12 protein-coding genes and 1 pseudogene are annotated in these 11,053 nt (G+C 62.2%); 5 read left to right on the top strand and 8 right to left on the bottom strand.

The features are described 5' to 3' along the window. Positions 1 to 116 precede the first annotated feature (116 nt). The 4 genes and pseudogenes from ACYVHU_RS15780 to ACYVHU_RS15765 all read right to left on the bottom strand — a co-directional run. Positions 117 to 1,343, bottom strand: a pseudogene (locus tag ACYVHU_RS15780) (replication initiator); the annotation flags it as partial. Beyond that, entirely contained in the window at positions 1,344 to 2,825 is a 1,482-nt protein-coding gene (locus tag ACYVHU_RS15775) for an FtsK/SpoIIIE domain-containing protein (RefSeq protein ID WP_498948862.1), read from the bottom strand. Further along, complete coding sequence (locus ACYVHU_RS15770) at positions 2,825 to 3,070, bottom strand: hypothetical protein (protein WP_498948856.1); 246 nt, start codon at positions 3,068 to 3,070, stop codon at positions 2,825 to 2,827. The genes ACYVHU_RS15775 and ACYVHU_RS15770 overlap by 1 nt, the downstream gene beginning before the upstream one ends. 115 nt (positions 3,071 to 3,185) lie before the next feature. Next, positions 3,186 to 3,581, bottom strand: a complete 396-nt coding sequence (locus ACYVHU_RS15765) for a plasmid replication, integration and excision activator (RefSeq protein ID WP_498948854.1) — start codon at positions 3,579 to 3,581, stop codon at positions 3,186 to 3,188. Between the two features lie 273 nt (positions 3,582 to 3,854). On the opposite strand from ACYVHU_RS15765, the gene ACYVHU_RS15760 reads away from it, so the two are divergent. Next, on the top strand, positions 3,855 to 4,592 hold the full coding sequence (locus tag ACYVHU_RS15760; RefSeq protein WP_498948852.1) for a DUF5919 domain-containing protein: 738 nt from the start codon (positions 3,855 to 3,857) through the stop codon (positions 4,590 to 4,592). 10 nt (positions 4,593 to 4,602) lie between these two features. Further along, positions 4,603 to 5,079, top strand: coding sequence for an NUDIX hydrolase (locus ACYVHU_RS15755; RefSeq protein ID WP_498948851.1), 477 nt, complete (start codon positions 4,603 to 4,605; stop codon positions 5,077 to 5,079). On the opposite strand, the gene ACYVHU_RS15750 is transcribed toward ACYVHU_RS15755, so the two are convergent. From ACYVHU_RS15750 to ACYVHU_RS15735, 4 genes are all read right to left on the bottom strand, one after another. After that, positions 5,076 to 5,627, bottom strand: a complete 552-nt coding sequence (locus tag ACYVHU_RS15750; RefSeq protein WP_498948850.1) for an HD domain-containing protein — start codon at positions 5,625 to 5,627, stop codon at positions 5,076 to 5,078. The genes ACYVHU_RS15755 and ACYVHU_RS15750 overlap by 4 nt on opposite strands. A 9-nt stretch (positions 5,628 to 5,636) precedes the next feature. Continuing rightward, the gene (locus tag ACYVHU_RS15745; protein ID WP_498948848.1) at positions 5,637 to 6,086 is read right to left on the bottom strand and encodes a GntR family transcriptional regulator; all 450 of its coding nucleotides are present in this window, start codon (positions 6,084 to 6,086) and stop codon (positions 5,637 to 5,639) included. A gap of 195 nt (positions 6,087 to 6,281) precedes the next feature. Further along, complete coding sequence (locus ACYVHU_RS15740) at positions 6,282 to 6,512, bottom strand: hypothetical protein (protein ID WP_193587423.1); 231 nt, start codon at positions 6,510 to 6,512, stop codon at positions 6,282 to 6,284. After that, entirely contained in the window at positions 6,509 to 6,712 is a 204-nt protein-coding gene (locus ACYVHU_RS15735; RefSeq protein WP_193587422.1) for a hypothetical protein, read from the bottom strand. Before ACYVHU_RS15735 ends, ACYVHU_RS15740 begins: the two co-directional genes overlap by 4 nt. 225 nt (positions 6,713 to 6,937) lie before the next feature. On the opposite strand from ACYVHU_RS15735, the gene ACYVHU_RS15730 reads away from it, so the two are divergent. The 3 genes from ACYVHU_RS15730 (at position 6,938) to ACYVHU_RS15720 (ending at position 10,530) form a co-directional block, all read left to right on the top strand. Next, positions 6,938 to 7,681 (top strand): XRE family transcriptional regulator, encoded by a 744-nt coding sequence (locus ACYVHU_RS15730; RefSeq protein WP_498948846.1) that lies wholly within the window; start codon positions 6,938 to 6,940, stop codon positions 7,679 to 7,681. Positions 7,682 to 7,864: 183 nt separating this feature from the next. Then, the gene (locus tag ACYVHU_RS15725; RefSeq protein ID WP_498948845.1) at positions 7,865 to 9,541 is read left to right on the top strand and encodes a type I restriction-modification system subunit M; all 1,677 of its coding nucleotides are present in this window, start codon (positions 7,865 to 7,867) and stop codon (positions 9,539 to 9,541) included. Continuing rightward, positions 9,541 to 10,530: a hypothetical protein gene (locus tag ACYVHU_RS15720; RefSeq protein ID WP_498948844.1), complete on the top strand. Its 990-nt coding sequence runs from the start codon at positions 9,541 to 9,543 to the stop codon at positions 10,528 to 10,530. Before ACYVHU_RS15725 ends, ACYVHU_RS15720 begins: the two co-directional genes overlap by 1 nt. Positions 10,531 to 11,053: the final 523 nt, after the last annotated feature.

Genomic DNA, 11,053 nt, shown 5'->3' with positions numbered 1-11,053 from the left:
GTTCCGGCGGGCCTCCACGACCATGCGGGTGGCGCGTTCGCGCAGCTCATCGGGGTACTTCCTCGGTGCTGGCATGTCTCTCATCCTTCCCAGGTTTGAGAGCCTCCATCACACCCGGCACGAAACAGTCGGTCCACGTGCTGTTCTTGTGCCACCGTCTCGACGGCGTGGCATTCGGCGATGTCCTTGGTCAGGTACTTCGCCAGATACCGGACGCACCGGTCGGCGTCCGCAGAGCCCGCGAGCACGCCCTTGGCGTCGACCTGGGGGCCGAACCGGCAGACGTGCAGCGGTTCGGCGTTGGGGTCGGTGTCGAGTGCGTCGAGGGCTTCGTCCCAGGTGGGCAGGACTTCCCCGGTCGCCGGGTCGAAGTAGGAGCCGGTGTCCTCATCCCAGACGGGCAGGTGGTCACCATCGAAGACAACGCGGTCGGTCGGAGGCCACCACACCTGGTGGTAGGTCGCCGCCGCGATCTGCCGCAACTCCGCGCGCGGGATCGTGCCCCGGATCGCCATGTGCAGATGCGGAGCAAGACGCCGCTGCGGCTCCACCGTGGCGAAGTACTGCACCTCGAAGCCCGCGACGCGGCGCAGGTTCTGCACGAACCGGTCCACCAGCTTGGAAAAGTGCAGGGCATCCCGTGCGGCCCGACGGTAGTCGTACGTCGCAGGGTCGACCGGTGTTCCGTCGGAGCGCACCCGCCCGTAAGTGTCGCAGGTCAGGGTGACGAACAGCGACGGCCGGAACACCTTCCCGCTTTCCGGGTCGGTGAAGGTCCTGCCCACGGTGCGGCGCACCATCGGACGCTTGGGCAGATCCGGGGCGTCCTGCCGCCGCCGAGTGGACCGCACCCGCCGAGAGCGAGTCGCCGACGCCCCCGAAGGTGCCGGGGCGACCTTGCCCCGCAAGCCCGAAGCGGTGATCTCCTCATCCAGATCAGCAATCGCGTGGTCGAGCGCCGCCAGGGCCTCGGGGGCAGCGCCGCCAGAGGCCAACCGGTCCCGCTCGGCCGTAACCACGGCCCGTTGTTCCACCCAGGCCCGTTGCACCTCGGAGGGATCACCGGGAACCACGGTCGGTTCCTCGGTCAGGTGCCAGCCCTCCTCACACTGCGAACGGCGCAGGGACCGCTTGCGTCGCGCACAGGCCGGACAGCGGGATTCCAGCGTGGACCCGCACGGAACATCGATGACCTCGCTGGCCCCGGTGGCGGTGTCGATGCGCCGCAGACTCACCGGGCGGATGCACACCCCGTGGTCTGCGGCGATCTGTTCAGCGACCACCCGCGCCAGAGGTTGGGCCAAACGTTCGGCACGGGTGGTCTTCCCGGTCGGTGTGGGCATCTACGCGGCCCCTCCCACCACGTGCAGAGCCGCCGTCACCGTCGAATCCGGCGACCCCACCGCCGCACTTGCCGAGGAGGCCCGTTGGACCTCGGCCGCCATAGCGTCGATGTCGTCATCGGACACATACGCCGCCCGCACGCGAACCGGCATGGGCGAGCCCTCCAACCGGACGAAGGCGACCCCGGGAAGGGCCGGGTCGATCAGGTGGGCATTGGCGCCCCGATCGCGTGCGCCTTCGCCGAGCACCATGTCCACCTGGCTGGCTTCGTCCAGGCGCAGGGCGATCTTGTCGGGGAACAGGTTGCGCAGGTTCATGACTTCCTTGCGCGGGTCCTGGAGCGCGGCAAGGACGCAGAAGCCCACCGACCGGCCCTGGGACGTGAGCGTGGCAATCGCGTTCTCCGCACGACGGCGCACGTCGCGGTCGGGGTGGTAGGCGGTCAGGAACGCCACCTCATCCAGCACCACCACCACGAACGGATCATCCGTGGTCGGGGTGTGGGAGCGCTGGCGGCCCGCGTACCGTTCGGCCCGGTCCTGCATCTCCGCAACCGCCGCCTCCAAGAGACTCACCGCCGCTTGGCCGGTGTCGGCATACCGCGCGAACAGCGAACGTCCATAGGACAGCTCCATCCGCTTGGGGTCCACCGCCCACACCTGCGCCGTCCCGTCCGCCAGCGCAGGGAGCATGGCTCGGATCGCCGACCAGATCACCGAGCCCTTGCCCGAGCCGGTCACCCCCACCACCAGGACGTGAGTTCCGTGCAACCTGAGCCGCCACGGCGTGCCATCCTCTTGCAGCCCCACGGGCAGCGCGCCCAGGTCCGGGGCGGCCGGAACGTCGAGCGCGGCAATCGGTTCGGCCAACATGTCCCACCGGGGAAACTCCAGAACCACATCCCGAGGGCCGACTACGGTCACGCGGCAGGAAGGCGCGCCGAACCCGTGCGCCAGCTCCACCACACGCGACTCAAAGTCCGCGGGTGTGGTTCCGGCGACCAGGCGCACGCGGACCCGGTCGGCCCACTGCGAACACGTCACCTTGCGGATGCGGGGAAGGTACTGGCGCTCGGCGTAGGTCTCGGCCAACCCGGCCACCACGAGCACCGGCTGCCACTGACGGGCATAGACCCACCACCACCGCCAGGCCGCGAGCACCCGCAGGCCCACCCAGTGGCGAAACGAGGAAGGCCAGCGCCGCCACCACACCAGCAAACCGACATCGACCAGCGACCAGGCCACCGCCACGGCGACCCAGCCGAAGGCGTGCCAGACGAGGAACGAGGCGACGGCCGCCACCGTGGCGACGGGGAAGCGGAACGGCAGCTTGAGCACCAGGACCAGGAGTCGGGTCAGCCAGCGGGCCACGATCAGCGCCACCGGCGTGGGCAGCACCGGCGCGGCGAACCGGAACGCCTGCGCCGGAACCGGCGTGGTCACCGACACCTGCTGAGACGCCGGACGCGGAGACCACCACATCAGCACCCACCCCCCGCCAGGCGGGCGCGGGCGGCGTCGAGTTGGGCACGCGCGATCGCCGCCACCTCCACCGCTTCCGGGTCGAAGGAGTGTTCGGCGATGCGGGTCAGCAGGTCGGCCTTGCGCTCGAAGAGCGCCACGTCTTCGGCCGGAGTCGACGGCGCGCGGTTCGTGGAGCGTTCGCGGACCAGGGCAAGGAACTCGGAGATCTCCCGGGGTGAGACGGGAGGCGGCTGGTCAGCCATAATCAGACACACCTCTTCTGTGGTTCATCGGTTGGCAAGCCGAACGGAAATCAGAGGGGGTGAAGGGGCGGCGGATGTTGGCGCATTCAGCCGCCCCGCTTCCATCAGGGGAGAGCTAGGCGGCGTCCTTCGCACGGCGACCACCAGCACCGGGAGCCTTGAGACCACGCGCCCGCAGCGAGTAGGCCACCCGAGGACGACGGCCGTTGTCATCGACGTAGGGCAGGACCGACATGCCCTCGAACTCCACCGGCCGGAACGGCAACCCCGCCACCTCATCGGGCAGGGTCGGGCAGACCTCGGCCGCCACCTTGACCTTCACCGACTTGGCCTTGCCCCGCGCGTTGGGGTCGGCGTCGATCACCTCCACCGCCCACAACGGCACCCCGGTCTCCCGGTCCACCTCGGGCCGCTTGGTCTCGAAGTTCGTCACCGCCTCCACCCCCAACGCGAACGCCCCATGCGGAAACACCGTCCCAAACGCCACCGGCAACGCACCCTGAATCGCCATCAAGACTCCTGTTCATCTGCGGTGATCTGGCCTGCTGCCAGACCACATTCCAAAATCGCTACATGTATAACATGTATCGATTCTTGATGCCAGAGGCTAAGCCCCGCTCCGCTGAGGGTGACCGCTCGGCCGGTCGAGGCCGAACCGCCGATTCCTGCGGACAGGTAGCAGGATGCGCCAGGAGAACGGGACGGGATCACTACATGGCTGGACGTGTTCGGGACGTCTCGATAATGTGAGCGCGTCCCCCGACGTCCCGCGAACACGGATTCCATGCCGAACGAGAGACTGCGCGCCGCACTACTGGAGCAGGGACTGACACCGGCCAGTCTCGCCGAGGCCGTCGGCGTGGACGCCAAGAGCGTTGAGCGCTGGATCAACCTCGGCCGCGTTCCCTACCGCCGCCACCGCTACGCGGTCGCCGCACGTCTGGGAGTGGACGAGACCTATCTGTGGCCGCAGGCCCTGACTCGCGAGCAGAGCAAGGCCGCTTCCGAGAGCGAGATCATCGCGGTTCACCCGCACCGCTGGACCGTACCCAGCGACACGTGGAAGCGCCTTTTCGAGTCCGCCGAGCGCGAGATCGGCATTCTCGTCTACAGTGGCTTCTTCCTGGCCGAGGACGTCAGTGTGTCACGACTGCTCGCGAAGAAGGCTCAAGTAGGTGTGCGGGTGCGCATCCTGCTCGGTGATCCGGAGTGCGAGGCAGTCGCCCAGCGCGGGGCGGACGAGGGCATCGGCGACGCCATGGCCGCCAAGATCCGCAACGTCATCGTGCTGTACCGGCCGCTGCGCGCCGTGGAGGGCGTGGAGTTCCGACTGCACCGGACGGTCCTGTACAACTCGATCTACCGCGCCGATGACCAGATGCTCGTGAACACGCACGTCTACGGCGCACCGGCGGCGAACGCGCCCGTCTTCCGCCTGCGCAAGATCGCCGGAGGCAGCATGGTGACCACCTACGTGGAAAGCTTCGAACGGGTGTGGGACGAGGCCACGCCCCTCGACTGAAAGAGGGCACATGGCACGGCGGATCGACTACTACAACGACCCCCAGGCCCCCAAGGCCAACAGCCTGGTCCCGTCGGTGAACGTGATCGTGGCCAACGAGCACGACGAGATCCTGATGATCCGCCGCTCCGACAACGGCAACTGGGCCGTCCCCGGCGGAGCCGTCGACCTGGGCGAGTCCGTCCCCCAGGCGGCGGTGCGCGAGACCCTGGAGGAAACCGGGATCACCTGCGAGATCACCGGCATCTCCGGCATCTACAGCGACCCCAGGCACGTCATCTACTACACCAGCGACGGCGAGTGCCGCCAGGAGTTCTCCATCGTCCTGACCGCCCGCCCCCTCACCGGCACCCCCACCCCCAGCGACGAATCCCGAGAAGTCCGCTGGATACCGAAAGCCGAGCTGGCCGACTACCAGATGGACCGCTCCATGCGCCTGCGCATCAACCACCACCTCGGCGGAGACCAACGGCCTCACATCGGTTAGCCGACGGTGTTCAACCGGTCCTCCACCGCCCGAACCGCCTTCACCAACTCAGGGGACGAACGGGTGATGGACCGGTGCACGATGTGGCCGGGTTCGTAGCGGGTGAGGATCTCCGCCAGGCGCTGTTCCACCGGAAGGTGTGTCCCATCAGGGCCGGTCGTCATGTCGGAGTAGATCAGCGCCTCCAACAGGTCAGGCCGCGGTAACCCGAACTCGCCGGTCAACTCGGCCGCGAGTCCCCGTTCCTCGGCCTCGACCACGGCGCCGGAGTGGTGTGCCACCAGCGAGCACAGCCGTTCGTCCGCCTGCTTGACCCGACGCAGGTACCGGGCACCGTCCAGCGGATGGAACCCCGTCACGGCCAACGCGGGCGAGTACCCGATGTCATGCAGCCACGCCGACGCGACGACGAGGTCAGCGTCCCCGCCGAGCACCCCCGCCAGGGTCTCGGCCTGTTCGGCCACGCCCTGGGTGTGCGCCCACCTGCGCGGCAACGGCTCTTCCAGAAGCTTTCGTGCGAGGGCGCGCGCCCAGAGAACATGTCCCACATGTACAGGCTAACGTGGCGGCTCTTCCGGTCCCAGGACGAAACGTCCCTTGCCGTGCACGGAGCGGATCAGACCCGCTCCCTCCAGATCCGACAGCGCCTGACGAGCAGTTCCCCGGGAAACCCCGTACTGCTGGACGATCGCCGCCTCACTGGGCAGCGGAGCACCAGGAGCAAGCTCACCCCGCACGATCTGGTCACGTAGGTCAGCGGCGATCCGCCGATACTGGGGTTGTCCGGACTTCTCCCTGCCATTGTCCGCAGCCGGGTCGAGGACAACACGACCAGTCCCGGGAAGAGCCTGGATCAGCCGTTCCTCTTCCAGAACCGCCAGCGCCCGACGGAGCGTCGTGCGAGCCACTCCGAACTCTCGGCTCAACTCCGACTCCGAGGGAAGCGGAGCACCAGGCGGAAGCGCCCCGTCAGCGATGCGCTGACGCAGTGTGTCCGCGATGCGCACATAGGCTCCCCACGGGGTCGAGCGTGGGACCACCGGCATTCCCTCCGAAGGTTGTTGTGCAGTACTGCACAATGATTCCAGACCGTGCTTCCCCACGTCCCGGAGCGAACTGTGAGGAAGCACGGTGTCCCGATATATGGAAGCCGCACGACCGATGAGGGGAAGGACGCTCCCACCGGCCGTGCGGCAGTCTGGTCAAGCCAAGAAACCTCTGCCATCAGACGCGGGCAGGGCGTGGACCCGGGCCGGAGGGTCTTCCAGCAGTGCGACGAAGCGCTCAACGTCGGACTCGATGATGGTCGGCGCGTGGTCGCTCTCCGACTTGCGGGTGCTTGCGATCCACATGGTCTCGCTGCGGCGGATGTTCCACTCGTCGCCGTAGGTCTCCCGCAGCAGGCTCAGCAGCGGATTCGTCGTCTCGCTCACGTGGCCACCGCCAACGGCCGAGGCCGAGCCATGCGCAGCAGGACCGCCAGGCCCTGACGGCTCCGTTCGTCCCGCAACCATTGCCGCCGCCACTCGTTGTGCAGGACGTAGGGGCGGACCACGGCCGCCTTCGGCATCACCGGGTAGGTCGGCGGCGGCGGGGTGAACGGGATCGGCGCGTACGGCCGAGGACGCGCCACCGTTCGAGTGTGGATATGGGAGGAATCGATAGGGTTTGGCATGTTCCACCTGCGTTCTTCAGGTTGGGACCACGCCCCCGGAGTGTTCGCCGCACTCGCGGGGGTTTCACATGCAGAAACCCTCGTCCGAACACGTGGACATGTGTACCTCGTATCGGACTTCTTGAGGGACGTCTTGGGACGTCTTCTGTTATCGTCGGTTCCCCGCCCACAGGAGGACCCGCCGTGAACGAGCCCCTACGCCGAGCCTTGGCCGCTTCACGACTGACAGACACCGACGTCGCCGCACGTCTCGGAGTGGACCCCAAGACCGTTCGCCGCTGGATCGCCGGAACCAGGCCCTACCCCCGCCACCGCTGGGCACTCGCTGACCTTGTGGAAGTACCGGAATACCAGCTCTGGCCCGGCACCGAGCCCACCGAGGAACCCCCGCCCCAACTACCGCCAGGACTCCGCGCCGTCTACCCGCACCGCTGGCAGATCCCGAGAGAGACATGGCATGCGTTCTTCGAGTCTGCCGAGCACGAGATCGGCATTCTTGTCTACAGTGGCTTCTTCCTTGCTGACGACCCCGGAATGCTCAAGATCTTCGAACGCAAAGCCCGCGCAGGCGTCAAAGTCCGCATCCTGCTCGGAGACCCCGACTGCCCCAACGTCAAACAACGCGGCATCGAGGAAGGCATCGGCGACGCCCTAGCCGCCAAAATCCGCAACGCCCTCGCGCTCTACCTCCCCCTAACCGATGTCGAGGGCATCCAGATCCGACTTCATCAGACCGTGCTGTACAACTCGATCTACCGCGCCGACGAGCACTTACTCGTCAACCACCATGTCTACGGATTCCCCGCAGCGAACGCACCGGTCTCCCACATCAACAGTAAATCCAGCCCTGAACTAGCTGACATCTACCTAACAAGCTTTTCTTGCATCTGGGGAATTTCGAAAAATCCACTACCCGCAAACCCGTAAGATACGCTATCTCCGAAAAAGCAGTAGAGCAACGTCAGGAGCAATCGGATAGATTTACACAAACCACCCGAAGCTCCCCTCGACCTGCCCCTGAAAGGGGGGTGGAAAAGAGTAGCTCACCCCTGCGGTAGGATTGTATCGACACTCACACGTTAGATGCAGCAATGAAGGGAGCAGTTCACCTTGAGCATAAGAAAGAAGAACCCTGAAGAGAGTGTGCGTCAACACGTAATTTCCTCTCTGAAAAGTTTGGGCTGGAAAGAAAGCCGTCTCCAATGGCGTCCAGAGTGGCAAGTACCAGCAACACCGCACGATCTGACTAAACGTGAACGGGGACAGTCTTTCAAAGCTTGTGGAAGAGCAGACCTAGCCGCCTTTGCTGATGACTCACGTGAACCTCATGCACTTCAGGTTCTCTTCGAATTTAAAGCACCATCGATTGACAAAGGCAAAGACCAATTAATTCGCTATCTTGCTTCAGAGCCAGTGGCCCGAATGGGATATTGGACCAATGGCAGCGAAAGCCTAGCGATCTACAAGTCACACACAAATGACTGGATTGAAGTCAAAAACGCTCCCCTTCCACATCCCGGTGATGATCTTACTGCTCCCCCTTCTAGCCCACTCACATGGAATGACTTGGTAGTTCCAACTGAAGCGCAACTTTCAGCAGCACTAAAACGCCTAGTAGCCACTACTGTAGTTGGCGATTCACGTTCGACCCGACGCGAGGATCAGCTTCGTGAACTTCTCCATGTTGTTCTAGTAAAAGTAGAATCTGACGCCTGGGCATCTAATTCGAAGAATCATGGGTCTCCCGTTCCATTCAGGATCTACGGTGACCTGACTTCCATGGTCAAGGTGACTGCAGAACAGATTCGGGAGCAGTTTAGAAAATACTTCGCAAAACAAAAAAATAGAGTATTTAACCCCAACGATCGAAATGAAATTCTACTCACCGACACAACAATATTTGCCGTTGTCGACATACTATCTCCTTGGAGAATACTCGGAGATCAAGTTGATCTCCTATCTAAAGCATTTCAGATCTTCCGAACCAAAGCTCTAAAATCAGGAGAAGGACAATTCCTAACACCACAGCGAGTAATTCGCCCATGCGTATCAATCATGGAGATCACCTCTGAGGACAAGGTAATAGACCCAGCATGCGGCACTGGTGGGTTCATTATTGAAGCCCTCCGACAAGTGCAAGAAAACGAATTTCCAAAAGAAAATGAATCCTGGAGATTGGTTAAATTTGCTAATGACAACCTCTTTGGGATCGATCGAGATTCATTGAGCGTCAAGCTGGCCCGGGCAATGATGATTGCCATGCGAGATGGCTCTACCCACATACTGCTGGGTGACGCAGTCCGCCAACATTTGTGGCCTTCTGAATTCCCTCGCCTCAAAGAAGAGCTTGGCGGAGGAAGTGGTCAGCAAGTCGCAGAATCATTCACAGTTGTTATTACTAACCCGCCGTTCGGGGAAGATCTGAAAGTCAAGGCCTCGGACGCTCGCGCATCCGGCTACACCATCGCAAAGTCCGCAGCGAGTGGAAAGAAAGAATACGTAGACCTAGAAATCGGTCTCATTTACTTGGAACTAGCCCACCGCCTCCTTCAGGTCGGTGGTCGAGTGGGAATCATTCTCCCTGAGACTTACTTCTTTTCCCATAAATACCGCTGGCTTCCAGAATGGCTTGCCGGTCGCTTTGAGCTTCGAGGAATGTTTAATGTAGCAATGGAAGCTTTTGAGGAGTTCTGCAGAGCAAAAACAAACTTTTATGTTTTCGAAAAGGTTGGTTACGGTTCAGAACAGCAAGACAAACAGCTCGAACTTGAAAACGGAGTGGCCTAATGCCCGCTATCCATAAACCTTCTTGGTTCTCTGAAGAAACTGTTACTGTTTCCACAGCGCCCACATGTGGACTTACTAAAGGAGGGCGCCTCCTTCCGCTTCTTGACCCAAAGACTGGTGTTCCAGTTATGACTGAAGACCCGGAAACCGGCGAGTCGGTCATGTCTGTTAATGACGTCTTGCTACAAGACGCTCTAGCTCTCCGACGCGGGGAGCGGACCGAAACGATGCGCGATATCCCTATCTCGGAGATTCACCCACGAACTTGTGTGCCAGTTTATTACGACCGGCGCTACCACGAACGCTTCACAGCGGAGATGAGGACAGAAAAGTTCAAGAATTTTCAAAGCGCTACACTTGCTGAACTTGCAGAAGACCAGATCATAACTATTAGAGGCGGACATGGTTCCCCCTCTTCCGGGCAGCGTATAGGAAATGTTCCTTACATTAAGGTATCTGACCTAAGAGCAGGGTTTGTTAATATCAACCCAACAAACCGAGTTCCGCGTTCAATCGCCAAGCGCTTCTGGAAAGGAGAAACGTCCGGACTTCAAGAATTCGATATTCTATGCCCAGAAAGAACCAGCAAAAACATTGGGGATTTCTGTGTTCTGATGCCCGGCCAGGAGGAATTGCTTCTAACCAAAGAGATTATCATCATGAGGCCTGGCCCAAAGTCAAATTTCGATTCTTTCTATCTCCTCTGGGCAATGACTCTCAAAATCGTCAGAGAGCAATGGAAGCGAATCATCTTCATGCAAACAAATCGCGAGGATGTCGGTGATCGTTATCTTGAAATCGAGATCCCTGTAGCCAACGACCCTGAAACCGCTGCTGAGGCATCCCAACCTTTTAGGAATTACTATCAGACCGTGGCCAGAGCCCGAACAAATCTCGCCAACTATCTGGCCAATTCAGGGGAACATCATTTCTTTGTTTCAGATGCATCAAATGATGTTGAAACACAAGAAGAAGAGGAGCTGGCATAAGAGACCCTTCTTCTCTCGAGCGAATATCTAGATAGGATTTCAATCTAATCGAATTATTGCCGAACTTGGCTGTATGGGATCAAGGCGACGGCGCTGCGCGCCGTCGCAGGGGTGTGGCTGTGGCTCGGGCTGCGGGCTGCCGCCCGGTCCCGAGCCACAGCCACACCGCCACGGGGCCGAGCTTCGCTGACCGGTATCCCAGCACAGCACAGACCGAGGCGTCAGGACATCGCGCAAACTGACGGAATCCGATCATCCATCCCGCGGTCTGTGGTCCCCGCCTGTGGTTCCTGACGTCCTCGGTTCCCGTGGCACTCGATCGCGCGACCCTGTCTGTCTGTGGCTGAGGCCCCGGCGCGATCGAGCACCACGGACCGAGGACCGTGGTCGCCCACCGCTGTGGTTGCCGAAAGCGTGGGCACCGGCCATCCTCGCCCCCAACCGTCAGCGCCGCCCGCCCGCCTTGGCCCGGGAGGATACGCATGGGGAGTGGCAAAGCTCCCGGCCATTCCGTGCCCGATAC

This window comes from Marinactinospora endophytica (assembly GCF_054780875.1).
Note: the sequence above shows the minus strand (reverse complement) of the source record. Positions and strands in the feature narration are given on the sequence as shown.

Bases quoted from the DNA above. Each gene is read 5' to 3' on its own strand.
- ACYVHU_RS15760 (WP_498948852.1), top strand. From the start codon at position 3,855: ATGCCGAACGAGAGACTGCGCGCCGCACTACTGGAGCAGGGACTGACA.
- ACYVHU_RS15765 (WP_498948854.1), bottom strand. From the start codon at position 3,581: ATGGCGATTCAGGGTGCGTTGCCGGTGGCGTTTGGGACGGTGTTTCCG.
- ACYVHU_RS15720 (WP_498948844.1), top strand. From the start codon at position 9,541: ATGCCCGCTATCCATAAACCTTCTTGGTTCTCTGAAGAAACTGTTACT.
- ACYVHU_RS15770 (WP_498948856.1), bottom strand. From the start codon at position 3,070: ATGGCTGACCAGCCGCCTCCCGTCTCACCCCGGGAGATCTCCGAGTTC.
- ACYVHU_RS15775 (WP_498948862.1), bottom strand. From the start codon at position 2,825: ATGTGGTGGTCTCCGCGTCCGGCGTCTCAGCAGGTGTCGGTGACCACG.
- ACYVHU_RS15755 (WP_498948851.1), top strand. From the start codon at position 4,603: ATGGCACGGCGGATCGACTACTACAACGACCCCCAGGCCCCCAAGGCC.